The organism is Streptomyces sp. NPDC020747 (assembly GCF_044334695.1).
Taxonomy (GTDB): Bacteria; Actinomycetota; Actinomycetes; order Streptomycetales; family Streptomycetaceae; genus Streptomyces.
Genome location: NZ_JBIRTJ010000010.1, coordinates 306,418 through 325,799 on the forward strand (window position 1 = coordinate 306,418; position 19,382 = coordinate 325,799).

The 19,382-nt window shown below is 68.4% G+C and carries 18 protein-coding genes; 13 read left to right on the plus strand and 5 right to left on the minus strand.

Annotated features, from left to right (window positions below; all coding sequences use genetic code 11):
- The first annotated feature begins 137 nt into the window (after positions 1-137).
- From ACH4YP_RS26665 to ACH4YP_RS26685, 5 genes are all read left to right on the plus strand, one after another.
- Positions 138-1,733 (plus strand): glycosyltransferase family 2 protein, encoded by a 1,596-nt coding sequence (locus tag ACH4YP_RS26665; RefSeq protein WP_361054425.1) that lies wholly within the window; start codon positions 138-140, stop codon positions 1,731-1,733.
- Complete coding sequence (locus ACH4YP_RS26670; protein WP_361054422.1) at positions 1,730-2,779, plus strand: glycosyl hydrolase; 1,050 nt, start codon at positions 1,730-1,732, stop codon at positions 2,777-2,779. Before ACH4YP_RS26665 ends, ACH4YP_RS26670 begins: the two co-directional genes overlap by 4 nt.
- Positions 2,776-4,860 (plus strand): glycosyltransferase family 39 protein, encoded by a 2,085-nt coding sequence (locus tag ACH4YP_RS26675; protein WP_361054419.1) that lies wholly within the window; start codon positions 2,776-2,778, stop codon positions 4,858-4,860. Before ACH4YP_RS26670 ends, ACH4YP_RS26675 begins: the two co-directional genes overlap by 4 nt.
- Positions 4,857-6,716 (plus strand): glycosyltransferase family 39 protein, encoded by a 1,860-nt coding sequence (locus tag ACH4YP_RS26680; RefSeq protein WP_361054416.1) that lies wholly within the window; start codon positions 4,857-4,859, stop codon positions 6,714-6,716. The genes ACH4YP_RS26675 and ACH4YP_RS26680 overlap by 4 nt, the downstream gene beginning before the upstream one ends.
- A gap of 71 nt (positions 6,717-6,787) precedes the next feature.
- A complete protein-coding gene (locus tag ACH4YP_RS26685) occupies positions 6,788-7,540 on the plus strand; it encodes a polyprenol monophosphomannose synthase (RefSeq protein ID WP_361054413.1) in 753 nt (250 codons plus the stop codon).
- Positions 7,541-7,678: 138 nt separating this feature from the next.
- Here the strand turns inward: ACH4YP_RS26685 and ACH4YP_RS26690 are convergent, their stop codons facing one another.
- Positions 7,679-8,548: a hypothetical protein gene (locus ACH4YP_RS26690; protein WP_398492908.1), complete on the minus strand. Its 870-nt coding sequence runs from the start codon at positions 8,546-8,548 to the stop codon at positions 7,679-7,681.
- Positions 8,549-8,904: 356 nt separating this feature from the next.
- Between ACH4YP_RS26690 and rplM the strand changes: the two genes are divergently transcribed.
- From rplM to glmM, 3 genes are all read left to right on the plus strand, one after another.
- Entirely contained in the window at positions 8,905-9,348 is a 444-nt protein-coding gene (gene rplM / locus ACH4YP_RS26695; RefSeq protein WP_055614906.1) for a 50S ribosomal protein L13, read from the plus strand.
- 42 nt (positions 9,349-9,390) lie between these two features.
- Positions 9,391-9,936 carry a 30S ribosomal protein S9 gene (gene rpsI, locus ACH4YP_RS26700; protein WP_361054407.1) on the plus strand — a complete coding sequence of 182 codons (546 nt, stop codon included), beginning with the start codon at positions 9,391-9,393 and terminating at the stop codon, positions 9,934-9,936.
- A gap of 267 nt (positions 9,937-10,203) precedes the next feature.
- Positions 10,204-11,562, plus strand: a complete 1,359-nt coding sequence (gene glmM / locus ACH4YP_RS26705) for a phosphoglucosamine mutase (RefSeq protein WP_398492910.1) — start codon at positions 10,204-10,206, stop codon at positions 11,560-11,562.
- Between the two features lie 120 nt (positions 11,563-11,682).
- On the opposite strand, the gene ACH4YP_RS26710 is transcribed toward glmM, so the two are convergent.
- Together ACH4YP_RS26710 and coaA are read right to left on the minus strand one after the other, a co-directional pair.
- Positions 11,683-12,612, minus strand: a complete 930-nt coding sequence (locus tag ACH4YP_RS26710) for a DUF389 domain-containing protein (protein ID WP_361054401.1) — start codon at positions 12,610-12,612, stop codon at positions 11,683-11,685.
- 121 nt (positions 12,613-12,733) lie between these two features.
- The gene (coaA, locus tag ACH4YP_RS26715; protein WP_361054399.1) at positions 12,734-13,723 is read right to left on the minus strand and encodes a type I pantothenate kinase; all 990 of its coding nucleotides are present in this window, start codon (positions 13,721-13,723) and stop codon (positions 12,734-12,736) included.
- 209 nt (positions 13,724-13,932) lie between these two features.
- Here coaA and ACH4YP_RS26720 point away from each other — a divergent pair, with 209 nt between their 5' ends.
- Both ACH4YP_RS26720 and glmS read left to right on the plus strand, forming a co-directional pair.
- Positions 13,933-14,181, plus strand: a complete 249-nt coding sequence (locus tag ACH4YP_RS26720) for a hypothetical protein (protein ID WP_398492913.1) — start codon at positions 13,933-13,935, stop codon at positions 14,179-14,181.
- Positions 14,182-14,309: 128 nt separating this feature from the next.
- Positions 14,310-16,157 (plus strand): glutamine--fructose-6-phosphate transaminase (isomerizing), encoded by a 1,848-nt coding sequence (gene glmS, locus ACH4YP_RS26725; protein ID WP_398492915.1) that lies wholly within the window; start codon positions 14,310-14,312, stop codon positions 16,155-16,157.
- On the opposite strand, the gene ACH4YP_RS26730 is transcribed toward glmS, so the two are convergent.
- Both ACH4YP_RS26730 and ACH4YP_RS26735 read right to left on the minus strand, forming a co-directional pair.
- On the minus strand, positions 16,118-16,339 hold the full coding sequence (locus ACH4YP_RS26730) for a DUF397 domain-containing protein (RefSeq protein ID WP_398492989.1): 222 nt from the start codon (positions 16,337-16,339) through the stop codon (positions 16,118-16,120). The two genes, glmS and ACH4YP_RS26730, sit on opposite strands and share 40 nt — an antisense overlap.
- An 8-nt stretch (positions 16,340-16,347) precedes the next feature.
- On the minus strand, positions 16,348-17,199 hold the full coding sequence (locus ACH4YP_RS26735; RefSeq protein WP_398492917.1) for a helix-turn-helix domain-containing protein: 852 nt from the start codon (positions 17,197-17,199) through the stop codon (positions 16,348-16,350).
- A 235-nt stretch (positions 17,200-17,434) separates the two neighbouring features.
- Between ACH4YP_RS26735 and ACH4YP_RS26740 the strand changes: the two genes are divergently transcribed.
- The 3 genes from ACH4YP_RS26740 to ACH4YP_RS26750 all read left to right on the plus strand — a co-directional run bounded on the left by ACH4YP_RS26740 (position 17,435) and on the right by ACH4YP_RS26750 (position 19,339).
- Positions 17,435-17,851, plus strand: coding sequence for an ATP-binding protein (locus ACH4YP_RS26740; RefSeq protein WP_398492919.1), 417 nt, complete (start codon positions 17,435-17,437; stop codon positions 17,849-17,851).
- An 80-nt stretch (positions 17,852-17,931) separates the two neighbouring features.
- Positions 17,932-18,885, plus strand: a complete 954-nt coding sequence (locus tag ACH4YP_RS26745; RefSeq protein ID WP_398492921.1) for a hypothetical protein — start codon at positions 17,932-17,934, stop codon at positions 18,883-18,885.
- 82 nt (positions 18,886-18,967) lie between these two features.
- Positions 18,968-19,339, plus strand: a complete 372-nt coding sequence (locus ACH4YP_RS26750; RefSeq protein WP_398492923.1) for a holo-ACP synthase — start codon at positions 18,968-18,970, stop codon at positions 19,337-19,339.
- Positions 19,340-19,382 lie beyond the last annotated feature (43 nt).

Genomic DNA, 19,382 nt, shown 5'->3' on the forward strand with positions numbered 1-19,382 from the left:
AAACCCCTGCGTAACACGTACGTTCGGACGTAACCTCTGAAACTCGGTTATGATTCCGCTGCTCGGCTGAAGGTTCGATTAGGGAATGGCCGAGTTCGGGTGGGGGTAACGGGCCGCAACGGCCTCGGGGGTTTTGCATGAGTGCAGTGGGGACTGCTCGTGTTCCGCAGACCAGGAAACGCAAAAGGACGCCGCAGAGTCATGGGCTCCTGCCGACGCCGCCTGACGACGTCGAGAAGTACTCGTACTCCCGTCGGCACCTGTGGGTGCTGACGGTCGGTTCGCTGATCAGCTTCGCGTGCCTGGCGATGAGCCAGTTCCTGTTCACGGCGTCGAGTCCGTGGTTCTGGCTGACGCTGCCGCTGCTGGCGTTCATCATCGCGGACTACCTGATCTCGTTGTACCTCGACGGGCTCAGCAAGGACTTCGACATCAAGGGCCACAAGCGCCTCGTGCGCAAGTGGCAGCCCGCGGTGTATCCGAGCGTGGACATCTTCCTGCCGGTGTGCGGTGAGCCCCTGGAGGTGCTCCACAACACGTGGGTGCACGTGAACCGGCTCGCCGACAGCTACCAGGGCGTCGTGAAGACGTACGTCCTGGACGACGCGGCGGAGGAAGAGGTCGGGGCGATGGCCCGCGACTTCGGGTTCAACTACGTGGTGCGGCCCAACCGCGGCTGGTTCAAGAAGGCCGGCAACCTCAACCACGCGTTCGAGAAGACCGACGGCGACCACATCCTGATCCTGGACGCCGACTTCGCGCCGCGGGCCGACCTGCTCGACGAGCTGCTGCCGCACATGGACGACGACGAGAAGTGCGCCATCGTGCAGTCGCCGCAGTTCTTCCGCATCGTCGACGCGCAGAACTGGATCGAGCGCGGCGCGGGCGCCGTGCAGGAGCAGTTCTACCGGTCCGTACAGACCTCCCGTGAGGACCTGGACGGCTCCATCTGTGTCGGCTCGTGCGCCGTCTACCGGCGTGCGGCCCTGGAGCAGACCAACGGCATCACGCTGATCGAGCACTCCGAGGACATGTACACCGGCTTCGACCTCAGGGCGCTGGGCTGGAAGCTGCGCTACGTGCCCGTCGCGCTGTCCGCCGGCGTGTGCCCGGACACGGCCGGTGCCTTCCACAACCAGCAGTACCGGTGGTGCATGGGCTCCCTGGAGCTCCTCACCAGCAAGCGGTTCTGGGAGATGGACCTCAAGTTCAAGACCCGGCTCTGCTATGTGTCGGGGTTCCTCTACTACCTTCAGACCGCGCTCGCCACGTTCATCGCGCCGGTCATCCCGCTCGCCCTGATGATCCTGCGGCCCGACCTGCTGCGCGCCGAGGCCGCCCTGTGGGTGCTGCCGAGCGTCGCGTACGTGACGCTGGTGCTGCCGTTGTGGCACCGGGCGCCGTACCGGCTGGAGGCCTGGGCCGTCCGGATCATGTACGGGTGGTCGCACGTCTTCGCGGTCTGGGACGTGCTGCGGGGCCGTCCGATGGGCTGGAAGCCCACGGGCTCGGCGGGCGCCAAGAAGAACGGCATGCGCCGCTACTGGAACTGCATGATCTTCTGGACCGGCGGTACCGCCGTCGTGTGGATCATCGTCGCCGCCTGGCGCATGCTCACCCTCTATCCGCCGGACTTCGCGCTGATGCTGTCCGCCGGCCTCTTCTACGCGATGGTCGTCGGCCGTGTTCTCGTACAGCCGCGTGCCCAGGAAGTGCAGGAAGCGACCGCATGAGTTTTTCCGTACGCCGAGTGCGGGCATCCCGTCCCGTGCGGGCGCTCGCCGCCACACTCATCGCCGGTGCGCTGCTGGCCGGGTGCAGCACGTTCTCCGAGGAGGGCCGCGACCAGTACGAGCGCGGACAGGGTGAGAAGCCGGGTGCCGAGGGCACCGGTGAGGCCGGCGAGTCCGCGAAGCCGGAGCCGCCGTACGACGTGCGGCCGCTGCTGGACCCGAAGAAGAAGTACCTGGGCGTGGCCGCCGACGGCGCTCCCGCCAAGATGAGCGCCGTCCAGGACTTCGCGAAGCGGGCCGGCAAGAAGCCCAACCTGATCGAGTTCTACTCCGCCTGGGGCGACCAGTACGAGCAGGAACTCGTGAAGAACTCCTGGGACTACGGCTCTGTCTCGTTCATCGCCTGGGAGCCCTTCGAGACCAGCATGAAGGACATCGCCTCCGGCAAGGAGGACAAGTACATCCGCGACTACGCGAAGTCCGTCAAGGAGCTGAACCTGCCCGTCGCGATCAGCTTCGCGCACGAGATGAACGGCTTCTGGTACCCGTGGGGCACCAAGAAGACCAGCGCCGCCGAGTTCACCGCCGCGTACAAGCACATCCACGACCTCTTCGACGACGAGGGCGCCACCCAGGTCATCTGGGTGTGGAGCCCGAACGTCACCCACCCGATGCCGAAGGTGAAGCTGAAGCCGTACTGGCCGGGCGACGACTACGTCGACTGGGTCGGGGTCATCGGCTACTACGCGGCCACCGGCCCCAACACGTACCAGACGCTGTACGGGCCGACGATGAGCCAGATCCGCGGCTTCACGAAGAAACCGTTCATCATCGCGGAGACCGCCGCGCAGGCCGGTGAGCGCAAGCCCTCCGACATCAAGTCCCTCTTCCAGGGGACCGCGCAGCGCGACGACGTCATCGGGTTCGTCTGGTTCAACTTCGACAAGGAGACGGACTGGCGCATCAACAGCGGTCCGCTGTCGGAGAAGACCTTCAAGGAGCAGGCGGCGAACTCGCGCTTCGGATTCGATGTGACGAAACCATGAGCGACCGACGCACGCCCACCTGGGCGGACGACTCCGAGTTGCACGACGAGTACGGGTACGGGCAGCAGCAGGGCCAGGCGCAGGCCCAGAGCCAGGCGCAGGCCCAGGGCCAGAGCCAGGCGCAGGGGCAACAGCAGCAGGGTCAGCAGCAGTACGCCGGCAACGGGTACCCGCAGCAGAACGACCAGTACCAGCAGAATCAGCAGCACCAGCAGTACGGCCACGGGAACCAGCAGCAGTACGCCCCCACCGACGAGGACCAGCGGCGGTACGCGCAGCAGGAGAGCCTGCGGCAGTACGCGCAGCAGGCCCAGACCCGGCCCCGGGTGCAGCCGACCTACCCTCCGTACCAGGAGCAGGCCTACCAGGGCGGCTATGTCACGGAGACCGGCAGCTGGCGCTTCGACGTCCACGACCGGACGTCCTCGTACCCGGACCAGCAGACCTACGACACCTACGCGCCCTACGACCCGTACGCCTCGTACACCGCGGTCGAGCCGGAGGCGGCTCCCGCGTCCGTGGAGCCCGAGGCGGAAGCGGCGTCCGAGAAGCCCGGATACACGCTGCCGCCCGTGCAGGAGTCGGCGTGGGCGGTGGACGGCGGGCGCAGCAAGCTGCTGGGCCGCTGGGTGATGCTCTGTGTCCTGCTGATCCAGACCGGGCTCTCGCTGCGGCTGCGCGGCACCGCGTTCCAGGACGAGGCGCTCTACATCGCGGCCGGTCACTACGAGGTCGGGAACATCCTGCACGGCACGCCGGTGCCGGGTGACTTCGAGGGCTACTTCTCGGGCTATCCGAAGCTGTACCCGGTGCTCGCGGCCATGGTCGACAGCGTGGCCGGGCTCGCCGGAGTGCGCATCGTCAGCCTCTTCTTCATGCTCGGCGCGACCGCGCTGCTGTACGCGACGACCCGCCGGATGTTCAACGTCCGGGCGGCGCTCGGCGCGGCGGCCCTCTTCTCGGTCATCCAGTCGACGGTGTTCCTCGGCAACTTCGCCACCTTCGACGCGGCGGCGATCTTCCTGCTGGCCCTGGCGTTCTGGATCGTCGTACGGACCGGCCGGTCGCACATCCTGGCGGTCGTGCTCGCGGCGCCCCCGGCGTTCCTGGCCTTCGGCACCAAGTACGCGGCGGGTCTGTACCTGCCGACCCTGGTGGTCCTGGCGGTGCTGACCGCGTACCGGCACCGCGGGCTGCTCGCGCTCGCCCGCGGTGCGGTGTTCGGCGGGGCGATGCTCGCCATGCTGGTCGCCTCCTATCTGTACACCGGGTCGCTCGGCGGTATCAGCCAGACCACGACCGACCGTGCCAAGGGCGCCGACACGGCGGCGACGATCCTGCAGCACAGCTCCGAGTGGGGCGGGCTGATGTTCCTCGCCGCGCTCGGGGGCTCCATCGCCTATGTGATCCGCCCGAGCATGGGCGAGATGCCATGGGTCGACAAGCAGGGTCCGGGCAAATTCCGGCGGATCTCGCTCGGTGTGGTGCTGACCGGCACCGCGCTGCTCGCCCCGGCCTACCAGATCCACCTGCAGACCGAGATCTCGCTCTTCAAGCACGTGGGCTTCGGTCTGCTCTTCGCCGGACCGATGGCGGGCCTCGGCATGTCCCGGCTCGTCGGCCCGCACTTCCGGCACCCGCAGCTCGGGATCATGCTCTACGTCCTGACGCTGGTGTTCGGCATGGTGCAGTCCCAGCAGGCGTACAGCTTCCCGGACTCCAAGGAGATGACGGCGATCCTGCGCAACATGGTCGACCGCAAGGGCAGTTACCTCGCCGAGGAGCACGAGGTCCCCGCGTACTACCTGCGGGACAAGACCGACTACGACCAGTGGCAGAGCACGTTCGGCATGGACTACAAGGACAAGAAGGGCAAGCAGTACTCCGGCCCCGATGCCTACCGTGCCGCGGTCAAGGACGCGAAGTTCGACGTCATCGTGTTGCGCGGGACGGTCACGCCCGAGGTCGATACGGCCGTGACCGACGCGCTGCGCGGCAATTCCCACTACCGCCTGGCAGCCGTGTCGCGCTTCACCACCAGCAAGGGCGACGGCGCGTTCCGGATTTGGGTGAAGCGATGAGTGTCAATGCCTCTCCGCCGTACGGCGGCGGATACCCCGATGCCCAAGGTGGCCATGATCCGTACGCGGGTCAGGGCGCCTACGCGGGGCAGGGTGCGTACACCGACGGCCAGGGCGGCTACGCCGGTCCTGGTCAGGGCACCTATGCCGACCCGGGGCAGGACGCGTACGCGGCTCCCGGTCAGTACGCCGACCCCGGTCAGTACGCCGATCAGGGTGCCTACACCGCGCCCGGGCAACAGCAGGCGCAGGCCGCCGAGCCCGTCGCGCCGGCGCCGGCCGATCCGGAGCCGTCCTCGGACGAGCCCGGGGAGGACGAGCCCGAGGACGCGAAGGGCGGCCGGCTCGCTACCGCCGTGACGTTTCTGCTGCCCACGGCGCTCGCCTTCGCCATGATCTGGCGCGGCATCGGCGACCGGCAGCTGTGGCGGGACGAGCACGCCACCTGGTGGGCGGCCTCGCTGTCGTTCCACGACCTGAGCCTGCTGATCCGCTCGATCGACGTGGTGTTCACGCCGTACTACGTGTTCATGCACATGTGGCTCGCGGTGGCGGGGGACTCCCCGACCGCGATGCGCATCCCGGGCGCGGTGGCCATGGCGGCGTCGGCCGGTCTGCTCGCCCTGCTCGGGCGGCGGCTGTTCACCACGCAGGCGGGCATCCTCGCCGGGCTGGCCTTCGCCGTCGTGCCGGTCACGACTCGCTTCGGGCAGGAGATCCGGCCGTACGCCTTCGCCGTGGCGGCGGTGCTGCTGTCGACGCTGCTGCTCGCGCGGGCGCTGGACAAGCCGTCGTTCAAGGTGTGGGTCGCCTACACGCTGTCGGTGCCGCTCATCGGCTGGAGCCACCTGGCCTCGATGGCGGTGCTCGGCGCACACCTCGTGATGATCGTGATCGCGCGTCGCGCGGGCGACAAGATCGTGGGCTGGGCGTACACGGCGGCCTTCACGCTGGGCATGTGCTTCGTCGTCCCGATGGCCGTCTCGGGCTCGGGCCAGAGCGGCCAGATCGCCTGGAACAACCCCGGCATCGACGACCTGATGGACTTCCCCATGAACCTCTTCGGTTCCTGGGCGGTGGCCGTGCCGGTGATGGCGCTCGGCACGGTCGGGCTGTTCTTCGCGGGCCGGCTGGCCCTTCCGCTGGCCGCCTGGATCGTGCTGCCGCCGGTCGTGACGTACGTCACCGCCGCGCAGCTGCACCTCTTCCTGCCGAGGTATCTGCTGTTCACCGCGCCCGCGTGGGTGCTGCTCGCGGCCGTCGCAGTGGTCCGGATCGCAGGCCCGGTGGCCGGTGCGAAGGCCGGTACGGGGGCGGCGGCCCGGCGCGGCTTCGGCTGGGTGCTCGTGGCGGCCACGGTCGCCGGGATCGCCTTCCAGTCGCTGCCCGGCATCCGTGAGACCCGGCAGAACGCGCTGGGCGAGCCGGACTTCCGGGGCGCCGCGCAGCTCATCGAGGCCGGGCAGAAGAAGGGCGACGGCATCGTCTTCAGCGGTGTGATGACCGAGCGCCGGGCCATGGACTACGAGCTGCGCGACGACTCGGGCCGTCCCAAGGACTGGCTGATGTACCGCACACCGCAGCAGCGGGGCTCGTTCGACGCGGCCGAGTGCCCGCATCCCGCCAAGTGTCTGGCCAAGGCCGACCGGCTCTGGCTCGTGTCGACCACGCTCGACGGGAAGCCGTTCAGCGCCATGCCCAAGACGTCGGCGACCGTGATCCAGCGAAGCTTCAAGGTCGTGAAGACCAAGAAGCTCAAATACCTCCAGCTCGTGCTCCTCGAAAGGACGCGCGCGGCGACGGACGACTCCTCCGAGGAGAACGACGACGCAGGCAAGCGCAAGGTGCATACCTGAGTTGGGTTGCCGGACGCGGGGCCGGTCCCGCGTCCGGTGGGGGGCAAACAGAGAAATGGGGAGGGAAAGAGATGTCGTACGACGTGGGGGCGGACGTGGCTGTCACCGTGGTGATGCCTACGTACAACGAAGCTGCCAATCTGCCGAGAATGGCCGAGGCTGTGCTTCAACTGCCGCTGAACGGGCTCCACTTGAAGGTAGTGGACGACTCTAGTCCGGATGGTACAGGACGGATCGCCGAGGAGCTGGCGGAGAAGTACAACGGGGACGGGCGGCGCCGGATGAGCGTGCTGCACCGGACCGAGAAGGACGGCCTGGGGCGTGCGTACGTCGCGGGCATGAGCGCCGCCGTCGACGAGGGCGCGCAGTACGTCGTCCAGATGGACGCCGATGGCAGCCACCCCGTGGAAGCGGTCCCACGCATGCTCGGCACCGCCGTGGCCTCGGGCGTCGGCCTGGTCATCGGCAGCCGGTACGTCGAGGGCGGCCAGCTCGACGACGACTGGGGCGCGCACCGGGTGCTGCTGTCCCGTTTCGCCAACCGCTACGCGCGTACGGTGCTCGGCACGAAGATCCGCGACATCACCGCGGGCTTCAACCTGTGGTCCGCCCAGACCCTGCGCGACGTCGACCTGCACTCCCTGGACAGCGCCGGCTACAGCTTCCAGGTCGAGCTCAAGTTCAAGGCCGTACGCGCGGGTCACGCCGCCGTCGAGATCCCGATCCGCTTCGAGGAGCGGACCGAGGGCGTCTCGAAGATGACCCTGCGTACGCAGCTGGAGTCGGCCGTGGTGCCGGTGAAGCTGCGGCTCAAGCACAAGTAGGCGTGCGCGCAAGCAGGCCCGCAGAAACGCGAGCAGCAGTGGGTGAGTAGAAACGGGGACGGCGGCCTGCCGGGGGCGGGCCGCCGTTCTGTTCTCCGGCGGCCGTTCCGCCGGTCGAACGAGGTCTAGTGGCGAGGTCTACTGGTTCGCCGCCGCCGAGGCCTGGGACTCGCCGCGGCGGTGGATCTGGCGGAAGGTGAACTCGGCCAGGTCGTCGCCGGTGGTGAAGACCTTGGAGTCCTTCTGGGTCACGTCCTTGCCGTTGGTGAAACCGGCGACCGTGAAGTACGTGTAGCGGCCGTACGAGTTGGTGGTCGAGCGGCAGATCGCCGAGCGGCAGAAGGTCGGGACGCCCTCGCCGGCCAGGGACTGGACGACGCTCTTGTCGTCGGCGTCGTTCTTCGCCTTGAGGGCCTGGCCCTCGGCGTCGAAGACGGCCACGCCCACCGTCACGGCGATCCCGTCCTTCGTGTACGTGACGCGCATGAAGCGGGTGCAGTCGTTCTTGGTGAGAACCGGGCCGAGCGTGCCCTGGGCGGCCGACGCGCAGTTCTTCGTGGACGCCATCGCGCCCTTCTTGTAGACGGTCTCGCCCATCGTCAGCTGCGTACCCGGGAAGAGGAGGTCCGGGGCGAGCGGCGCGGTGTCCTTCTTGACGTTGCCTATGAAGTCCTTCGGATCCAGCGGCGGCGGCGCCGAGGTGGCCTCGAAGGACGGACCGGTGCCCGTGGTGTCCGACGGGATGGCCGCGGACGTGGGCAGCTCGGAGGCAGGCCTGTTCGACGCCTGGTCGTTGCCGTCCGCCGAGACCACGGCCATGGCCACGGCGGTGCCGACCGCGACCGTGGCGAGCGCGCCACCGCCGATCAGCAGCCATCTGCGGCGCCGGTTGCGCGTTTCGGACGCCTCGGCAAGCGCCGCCCAGTCCGGTGACTGACCGCCCCACTTCGGCGGTTGAGAACCTGATCCCCCGGAACCCCACGAGGGTCCCCCCTGCCCAAAGCTCATGGGGCGCATCTTAGACGGGACAAGGGGTGCGCTGGTCCGTCTCCGGCAGCACCGGGACCCCTGATGTGTCAAGCGGGAATGAGGCCAAAGGGGGTATCTCGGGGTGGTTGGTACGAGCCGGAGAGGGGCGGGGTCACTCGTTTTGACCCTTCCGGGGCGGCGCGAGTACTCTTGCACTTCGTTATGCGTATCGGCTTGGTCGTTCTCACGCGAGAGGCCCTTACGTAGGTTCCCTGGAGCAGTTACCAGTGGGCGGCATACGGGCAGCGTCCCCGGCATTGTCGTCCCCAGCTGCACGATCGCTTCAGTGATGCCATGTGTCAGGACCCATCCACTGAAGAAGCGAAGGCTACGAAGTGCGTACGTTCAGCCCCAAGCCCGGCGACATCACTCGCCAGTGGTATGTCATTGACGCTCAGGATGTCGTCCTGGGCCGTCTGGCGACCACCGCCGCGAACATCCTCCGGGGCAAGCACAAGCCGATTTACGCCCCCCACGTCGACGCTGGTGACTTCGTCATCATCATCAACGCCGACAAGGTGCACCTCTCCGGCAACAAGAAGACCCAGAAGCTGGCGTACCGCCACTCCGGTTACCCGGGTGGTCTGCGCTCCGTCCGTTACGACGAGCTGCTGGCGAAGAACCCCGAGAAGGCCGTCGAGAAGGCCATCAAGGGCATGATCCCCAAGAACACCCTGGGCCGTCAGGTGCTCTCGAAGCTGAAGGTCTACTCGGGCGACCAGCACCCGCACGCTGCCCAGCAGCCGGTGCCGTTCGAGATCACCCAGGTCGCGCAGTAGTTCCGGCCACCCCCTAAGACGAAAAAGAATCTGAGGAGAATCGTGGCCGAGACCACTGCCGAGCAGCCGGTAGAAGAGACTGAGACCGAGCTCGTCGAGAACGAGAACGTCGAGAGCTACACCACGGAGTCCGAGGTGCCCGTCGAGGGCGAGTACACCTCTGAATCCTCGGCGGACCTTGCCGGCCGCTTCGGCGACCCGCAGCCGGCCGCCGGCCTGGGCCGTCGCAAGAACGCCATCGCCCGCGTCCGGATCGTCCCGGGCTCCGGCAAGTGGAAGATCAACGGTCGCACCCTTGAGGACTACTTCCCCAACAAGGTGCACCAGCAGGAAGTCAACGAGCCCTTCAAGGTGCTCGAGCTCGACGACCGCTACGACGTTGTCGCCCGCATCTCGGGTGGCGGCGTCTCCGGTCAGGCCGGTGCCCTGCGCCTCGGCGTGGCCCGCGCCCTGAACGAGGCGGACGTGGACAACAACCGCGGCGCCCTCAAGAAGGCCGGATTCCTCAAGCGTGACGACCGTGCGGTCGAGCGCAAGAAGGCCGGTCTCAAGAAGGCCCGTAAGGCCCCGCAGTACAGCAAGCGCTAAATATCGCTCAGCTGTTCTGCACGAAACGCCCCGGCGGCACGTTCTGTGCCGTCGGGGCGTTCGTTTACCACAACCTTGGAACAGGTCCGGAAGTCTGCCTTGATACAGGCCTGCAAGGCAGCAGTCTTGCGACGGACCTGGGAGATATACAGGTCCGGGGGATATACCTGACAGGGGTCGTAGCCGGACCCTGACAAGGGCCGTAGCCGGACCCCTGGCCCGAGCCGCACGTTTCTGAGTAAGCCTGAGCAAGTTCGGAGGACACCAGTGGGACGACTCTTCGGGACGGACGGCGTACGCGGTGTCGCCAACGCGGATCTGACGGCCGAGCTCACGCTCGGCCTCTCCGTGGCGGCGGCGCACGTACTGGCCGAAGCGGGAACCTTCGAAGGCCACAGGCCGACGGCGGTGGTCGGACGGGACCCGCGCGCGTCCGGGGAGTTCCTGGAGGCCGCCGTGGTCGCGGGCCTCGCCAGCGCGGGCGTGGACGTCCTGCGCGTCGGCGTCCTGCCGACCCCCGCGGTGGCGTTTCTCACCGGTGCGCTCGGCGCCGACCTCGGTGTGATGCTCTCCGCCAGCCACAACGCCATGCCGGACAACGGCATCAAGTTCTTCGCCCGCGGCGGACACAAGCTCGCCGACGAGCTGGAGGACCGGATCGAGGCCGTCTACGAGGAGCACCGCACCGGCGCTCCCTGGGACCGGCCCACCGGCTCGGGCGTCGGCCGCGTCCGCTTGTACGAGGAGGGCTTCGACCAGTACGTCGCCCATCTCCTCACGGCCGTTCCGAACCGTCTGGACGGTCTGAAGGTCGTCCTCGACGAGGCGCACGGCGCTGCCGCCCGCGTCTCGCCCGAGGCCTTCACCCGCGCGGGCGCCGAGATCGTCACGATCGGCGCCGACCCGGACGGGCTCAACATCAACGACGGGTGCGGTTCCACGCACCTCGGGCTGCTCAAGGCCGCCGTCATCGAGCACGGGGCCGCCCTCGGCATCGCGCACGACGGTGACGCCGACCGGTGCCTCGCCGTGGACCACACGGGCGCCGAGGTCGACGGCGACCAGATCCTCGCCGTGCTCGCGCTCGCGATGCGGGAGCGGTCCGAGCTGCGGTCCGACACCGTGGTCGCGACGGTCATGTCGAACCTCGGGTTCAAGCTGGCCATGGAGCGGGAGGGGCTGTCCCTCGTGCAGACCGGGGTCGGGGACCGGTATGTGCTGGAGGAGATGAAGGAGCACGGGTACGCGCTCGGCGGCGAGCAGTCCGGGCACGTGATCATTCTTGACCACGCGACCACGGGCGACGGGACGCTGACCGGGCTGCTGCTCGCGGCGCGGATCGCTCAGACCGGTCGTACGCTGCGGGAACTCGCGTCCGTGATGGAGCGGTTGCCGCAGGTTCTCATCAACGTGCCCGATGTCGACCGGGCTCGGGTGGGGACGTCCGCGGAGTTGGCCTCGGCCGTGGCCGAGGCCGAGCGGGAACTCGGTGCGACCGGGCGGGTGTTGCTGCGGCCTTCCGGGACCGAGCCGTTGGTGCGGGTGATGGTCGAGGCGGCTGATATTGATCAGGCTCGGTCTGTGGCGGGGCGGTTGGCCGATGCGGTCAAGTCTGCGCTCGGTTGATTCTTGGGCCGGTCAGGGGGCGGGGGAGCCGTTCGTTGCGGGGTGCGGGGTGGCTGTGGCTGGACTGCGCAGTTCCCCGCGCCCCTAAAGGAAAAAGGACTGCGCAGTTCCCCGCGCCCCTCAAGCGCGCGCCCTCTGCCTTGACCACAGCCACTTCTGGGCCAGGAGGGTCAGTGTGCCCGCCAGGACGATGCCCAGGAGGTTCAGGAGGAGCTGGTTCGTCGAGCCGATGGTCTGGGTGGTGTCTCCGTAGCTGAGGGCCACGGCGGCGTTGGCGGCTGCCGGGACCGTGGTGACGGAGATGGCGACGCCGACCAGGAGGCCCGACTTGGCCGAGGTCAGGGAGAGGGTGCCGGCGATGCCCGCGAGGACCGCCACGACGAACGAGAACGCGTCGGGGGCGTAGACGAAGGCCGTGTTGGGGCGGTCGGCCTCCAACTGGGCCTCGCTGAACTGGCCGATGCTGTCCATGAAGAGGCTGAAGCCGACCGTCACCGCCATCGCCACCGCGAAGCCCACCAGCAGCGCGATCAGGGAGCGCAGGGCCAGGCGCGGGTGACGCTGGACCAGGGCCGTGCTGAAGCCGGCCAGCGGCCCGAACTCCGGGCCCACCGCCATCGCGCCCACGATCAGGATCGCGTTGTCGAGGACCACACCGCAGGCCGCGATCATCGTGGCGAGCGTGATGAAGGCGACGTACGTGATCGAGAGCGTCGACTCCTCGTGCGTCGCGTCCGCCAGGTGCTCCCACAGGACCGCGTCCGCGCCCTCGCCGGGGGCGTCGTCCTCCGCCTTGTCGGCGCGCTTCGACAGCGACAGGTCGATGTTCTCGACGGCGATCGAGCCGTGCGTGTCGATCTCCAACTCGCGCAGCCCGCCGATCAGTTCGTCGCCCGCCTCGCGCGCCACGTCGACCATCACGATGTCGCCGGCCGGGTTGCGGGCGGCACCGGGCACGACCGCCAGGTGCGTGGTGCCGACCGTGTTCTCGATCAGGCGGACCACGGCGTCGGTCCTGTCGGCCGGGGTGATCAGGCGGAGATGCAGCATGCCCGCAGAGTAGCCGCGGAGGGTGACGGCCCGGGGCACCGGCCGCGCGGCCCGTCCAGGGCTCGCCCGCAGCTCGCCCACCGCTGGTCCGCAGCTCGCCCACCGCTCGTCTACAGCTCGTCTACAGCTTGCGCAGGCTCAGTTTCTGCACCTTGTGGTCCGGGCCCTTGCGTACGACGAGGGTGGCGCGGCCGCGGGTCGGGGCCACGTTCTCCAGGAGGTTGACCTTGTTGATGGTCCGCCAGGTCGTCCGGGCGTAGTCGAGGGCCTCCTCCTCGGAGACCTGCGTGTACTTGCGGAAGTACGAGGACGGGTTCTGGAAGGCCGTCTCGCGCAGCCTGCGGAAGCGGTTCAGGTACCAGCTCTCGATGTCCTCGGCCCGGGCGTCCACGTACACGCTGAAGTCGAAGTAGTCGGCGAGGCCGACGCGGGTGCGGCCGTCGCTGCCGGGGAGGGCGGGCTGCAGGACGTTCAGGCCCTCGACGATCAGGATGTCCGGGCGGCGGACCGTGAGGCGCCTGCCGGGGACGATGTCGTAGATGAGGTGCGAGTAGACAGGGGCCGTCACCTCGTCCTTGCCCGCCTTGATGTCCGCGACGAAACGGGTCAGCGCCCGGCGGTCGTACGACTCCGGGAAGCCCTTCCGTGACATCAGGCCGCGGGCCTGGAGCTCCTTGGTGGGCAGCAGGAAGCCGTCCGTGGTGACCAGCTCCACGCGCGGGTGCTCGGGCCAGCGGGACAGCAGGGCCTGGAGGAGGCGCGCGACGGTGGACTTGCCTACGGCGACCGAGCCCGCGACGCCTATCACGAACGGCGTACCGGACTGGGAGCCCTTCTCGCCGAGGAACGTGTTCAGGGCGCCGCGCAGGCCGTCGGTCGCGCCCACGTAGAGGTTGAGGAGCCGGGAGAGCGGCAGATAGATGTCCCGTACCTCGTCGAGGTCGATGACATCGCCCAGGCCGCGCAGCTTCTCCACCTCCTCGGCGGTCAGGGGGAGCGGCGTCTTCTCACGCAGCGCGCTCCACTCCGAGCGGGTGAGGTCGACGTAGGGAGTCGCCTCCGGCCTGGGCCGGTGGGCGCTCCGCGGCAACGAGGAGACCGGTGAGATCACAGTTCATTGTTACGGGAGTTTGAACGGGGTGGCGGGTGGAGTCCGTCACGTCGGTGTTCTCTACACACGTCCGCCGCGGCGTCCGCTCGATTTCGATGGGTGTGTCTACACGCGTCCGGAGGTCTGGACCGCGTGACCGTACGGGGATAGCGTCCGGCCATCCGGGAGCGAGCCGCGTTCCGGTGTTCTGGGGGGTTGGGGTGGTCGTCATGACCGTGCGTTTCCGTGTGCCCGGATTCGGCAGACGCAGACCCGGGCCGACGGCCGGGGGCCCGTCGGTGGAACACGAGGGCCGGGTCTGCAGCGAGCTGGCCGTCGATCTGCCGGACGAGGACCTGGGGGAGTACCTCCACGACTGCATCGACCTGTACGAGATGGGCAGCAAGCCGCGCTGCGAGGAGGTCGAGTACCTGGGGCTGGTCCAGGAGGCGATCGACCGGATCGAGCGGGGCGAATAGGCGAATAAGCGGGGCGAACAGCGGGGAGCAGGGGAGCAAGGGGCGGGCAGAGGGCTCCCCGGCGGGAATTTCCGATATCGGGCACGCGGTACCGGGGCGGGGCGTGCGTCGGCATCTAGGCTGCCGCCATGTGCGGAATCGTGGGATACGTGGGGTCGCAGTCGGCGCTCGATGTGGTGGTGGCCGGACTGAAGCGGCTGGAGTACCGGGGTTACGACTCGGCGGGCATCGCGGTGCTCGCGGACGGTGGGATGGCGGCGGCGAAGAAGGCCGGCAAGCTCGCCAACCTGGAGAAGGAGCTGGTCGAGCGGCCGCTGCCGACCGGGTCAACGGGCATTGGCCACACGCGGTGGGCCACCCATGGAGGGCCGACCGACGCGAACGCGCACCCGCATCTCGACAACGCGGGGCGGGTCGCCGTCGTCCACAACGGCATCATCGAGAACTTCGCCGCCCTGCGCGCCGAGTTGGCGGACCGCGGGCACGAGCTGACCTCCGAGACCGACACCGAGGTCGTCGCGCATCTGCTCGCCGAGGAGTTCTCCGCCTGCGCCGACCTCGCCGAGGCCATGCGGCTGGTGTGCCGGCGGCTGGAGGGCGCCTTCACGCTGGTCGCCGTCCACGCCGACGAGCCGGACGTCGTCGTGGGGGCGCGGCGCAACTCGCCGCTCGTGGTCGGGGTCGGGGAGGGCGAGGCCTTTCTCGCCTCCGATGTCGCGGCGTTCATCGCGCACACCCGGTCCGCCATCGAGCTCGGCCAGGACCAGGTGGTCGAGCTGCGGCGGGACGCGGTGAGCGTCACCGGATTCGACGGACGGCCCGCCGAGGTGCGGCCGTACCACGTCGACTGGGACGTGTCCGCCGCCGAGAAGGGCGGCTACGACTACTTCATGCTCAAGGAGATCGCCGAGCAGCCGAAGGCCGTCGCCGACACGCTGCTCGGCCGCATCGACGCGAGCGGGTCGCTCTCGCTCGACGAGGTCCGGATTCCCGTCACCGAGCTGCGCGAGGTGGACAAGGTCGTCATTGTCGCGTGCGGGACCGCCTTCCACGCCGGGCTGATCGCCAAGTACGCCATCGAGCACTGGACGCGGATCCCGTGCGAGGTGGAACTCGCGAGCGAGTTCCGGTACCGGGATCCGATCCTGGACGCGCGGACGCTGGTGATCGCCATCTCGCAGTCCGGCGAGACCATGGACACGCTGATGGCGCTCCGGCACGCGCGGGAGCAGGGCGCCCGGGTGCTGGCCGTCTGCAACACGAACGGGTCGACGATTCCGCGGGAGTCCGACGCCGTTCTCTACACGCACGCGGGGCCGGAGGTCGCGGTCGCCTCGACCAAGGCGTTCCTCACGCAGCTCGTGGCCTGCTATCTCGTGGCCCTGTATCTGGGCCAGGTCCGCGGGACGAAGTGGGGCGACGAGATCCAGGCCGTGGTCCGTGACCTGTCCCGCATCTCGTGCGAGGTCGAGCGGGTGCTGGAGACCATGGAGCCGGTACGGGAGCTGGCCCGGTCGCTCGCCGGGAAGAACACCGTGCTCTTTCTTGGGCGCCATGTGGGGTATCCGGTCGCCCTGGAGGGCGCGCTCAAGCTCAAGGAACTCGCCTACATGCACGCCGAGGGCTTCGCGGCGGGGGAGTTGAAGCACGGGCCGATCGCTCTCATCGAGGAGGATCTGCCGGTGGTGGTGGTCGTGCCGTCGCCTCGCGGGCGGTCCGTCCTCCACGACAAGATCGTGTCCAACATCCAGGAGATCCGGGCCCGGGGTGCGCGGACGATCGTGATCGCGGAGGAGGGGGACGAGGCGGTCGTCCCGTACGCGGATCACCTGATCCGGATCCCGGCCACCCCGACGCTGCTTCAGCCGCTGGTGGCCACGGTGCCGCTGCAGGTCTTCGCCTGCGAGCTTGCCACCGCCCGGGGCAACGAGGTGGATCAGCCGCGGAACCTGGCGAAGTCGGTGACGGTGGAGTAGGGCGACTTCAGCGCCTCTATGAAGGGGGCGAAGGCTCCGGCCGGGAAGGTGAGGGTTGCCCTGGCCGGGGTCTTGGAGTCGCGGATGGCTATGTGGGTGGGGGAGTTCACGATCTCCACGCAGGAGTTGCCGTCACCTGCGCCCGAGTAGGACGACTTCCGCCAGTTGTCGGGGGTGGCCACGGTGCGCCTCATACTTCCTTGGACAGTCTGTGGATGAAGTCACGCGAACGCGCTGTGTCGAGTGACGCGGCTTCAACTCTACGGAAGAGCGTTCGAAACACGTTGAGTTGTGCGTCGGAATCGATGAGCGCTGCGGCGTGAGGCGCGTCGCCAACGGCTGTGTCCAGCCTGGGTACGGCGCCGCCTGCCATCATCATGGCGGTCCAGGACCCGCCGAACCCGTCCAGGTCGAACGGGATGACGCGCAGGGTGATGTGATCCGCCTCGGAGAGTTCGAGGAGGCTGGCGAGTTGGGCTCGTGAGGCGGCGCGGTCGTCGACCCGGATGCGCAGTGCCGCCTCATGGACAATCGCCTCGTAAGGCGTGGGATCGGAGCCTTCGAAGATCACCTTGCGTTGCATCCGGTGCCGGACGCGCAATTCCAAATCCTCGCTGGGGAGTTCGGGGATCCTGTCGGAGAAAATGGTGCGGGCGTAGTCCTCCGTCTGAAGAGGGCCGGGGATGTACAGGAACTGGACCTCCCGCAGGAACGTGGCGTGGTGCTCAAGTTCGGTGAGGTCGAGGAAGGGTGTGGGCAGTAGCCCTCGGTAGTCCTCCCACCAGCCGCGCGTTCGGTTGGTTGCCATGGCGACCAGCGAGTCGACGAGTGCCTGGTCCGTGCAGGCGTAGTTGGTGGCGAGGCGACGTAGGCGCTTTTCGCTCACGCCGGACAGCGCCGACTCGATCTGGTTGATCTGGACGGAGCTCACCCCGAGCGAGGTTGCCGCCTCGCGGCCCGTCAGTCCTGCCGCGTTGCGAAGTCTGCGTAGCTCGATCCCCAGGCGCATCTGACGTGCCGTTGGTTCGCGCCTCAACCCCATCGATTGCTCCCCTGTCCGACGCACCCGTGAACGCGGCTCGTTCGGGGTCAGATTACGCGATCGACTTGCCCAACCTTTAAATGCAGGTCTACCGTCGGTGACGCGACGCACACTCTGCGGAACGCCGGGACTCCCGGAAGCGCACCACTCCGTCCTGCCATGACGGCTGTGACACGGCCACCGCCCGCCATCGCCGCGCAACCCCAACCCCCCACCACCCGAACGGAGTTCACGCATGCCCGAAAGCGAGTCCGAACCCTGGGAGTACTCCCTCTACATCCCGAACGACCCCCGAGCCGTCACCATCTGCCGCCGCACGCTCCGCCTGATCCTCACCATGCACGGCCTGATCCGGCTCGTCGATGTCGCCGAACTCCTCGCGACCGAGCTGGTCGCCAACGCCGTATGCCACACGAAGGGACCCGCCGCCCTGCGGGTGCGCTGGTCGGCGGGTGTGCTGCGGATCGGCGCGTGGGACGCCGATCCGGAGCCGCCCGAACCGCCGGGGAAGCTGGAGCAGCTCGGTGACGCGGAGGAGGGGCGGGGGCTCGCACTGGTCCGCGCGTGCTCGGACCTGTGGGGCTGGCAACCGCTGTCCAGATTCGGCAACCGCGGCAAGTACGTGTGGTGCGAGTTGGCCTCGACGGCGTGAACGTTTCCCCGCCGCTCGAATGGGTGAACGCATCCCGATCGTCCGGATCTTCGGCCTCTCACTCCACCAAGGTTGCGCACATGGTTACGTCAGCTCACGAGGGCATGCACCGGATCTTCCAGGAGCGGCCCGAGATCCTGGGTCCCGTGTTCGGCCTGCTGGGCGTCCCGTTCGCCGTGAAGGCGACCGTCGACGCCGTCACCACGGACGTGACGGAGACCCGGCCGCTGGAACGCCGCGTGGACACCGTGCTGCGGATCGGCCCGTCCGACGGTGAGGACTTCCTGCTCGCCATCGAGTCGCAGTCGCGCAAGGTCGCGGGCAAGGAGTGGAGTTGGGCGTATTACGTCGCCTACCTCCAGGCGAAGTACGAACTGCCCGTGCTGCTGCTCGTGGTCTGTCAGGACGCAGCCACAGCCAAGTGGGCGACCGGCCCCTTCGACTGCGGCACGCGCGGCTGGACGGCTCTTCGGGTGTATCCGCTGGTCGCGGGGCCGGACAACCTGCCGGTGATCACGGACGTCAGGAGCGTGGCCAAGAACCTCCCGCTGGCCGTGCTCTCCGCCCTGGCACACGCCCGCAGCCCAGACTGCGACGCCATACTGGAAGCGATCAGCAGCGCCCTTCAGGAACTCCGGGAAACCGACCCTGACACCGCCGAGTACTTCTTCGACTTCCTGGAAGTCACTCTGGGTAAGACCCCAGCTGGAAAGAAATGGAAGGACATCATGTCGTTCGTCAGCTACTTCCCCGGCCGGGGGACGGTCCGTGAGACGGCCTATCTCGAAGGCGAGGCCAAGGGCGAGGCCAAAGGCGAGGCCAAGGGCAGGGCTGAAGGGGAGGCGAAGGGGATCCTGCTCGTACTGGAGGTGCGCGGCATCCCCGTACCGGACAGTGTGCGCGAGCGCATCACCACCTGTACCGATCTCGACCGCATGGACGCCTGGCTGGAGCGTTCCCGCACGGTCGAGCGGGCCGAGGACCTGTTCGCCGAGGACCCGGAGGTTCCTGGGACCACTCCTGAGCAGGCCTGAGTTGTTGGCTGACCAGCAAGACAGCCAACAGGACGAGCCGCCGGAGTGCTTGACCTCTTCCGGCGGATCGTAGAGTCCCCGGATGAGCATCATCGGCGTCGGGATCGACGTAGCTGAGATCGACCGGTTCGCGGCGTCGCTGGAGCGGACGCCCGGGATGGCCGAACGGCTGTTTCTGGAGAGCGAGTTGCTGTTGCCCAGTGGGGAGCGTCGGGGTGTCGCTTCCCTTGCCGCTCGCTTCGCCGCGAAGGAGGCGTTGGCCAAGGCGCTGGGTGCGCCGGGTGGTCTGCGCTGGACCGACGCCGAGGTCTACGTCGAGGACAGCGGGCAGCCGCGGCTGCGGGTTACGGGGACCGTCGCCGCGCGGGCGGCCGAGCTGGGAGTTCGGTCATGGCATGTCTCGTTGAGCCACGACGCGGGGGTGGCTTCGGCGGTGGTGCTGGCGGAGGGATAGCCCTCCCGCCGGCCCCCCACCCCGCAGACAGAGCAACTGTCGT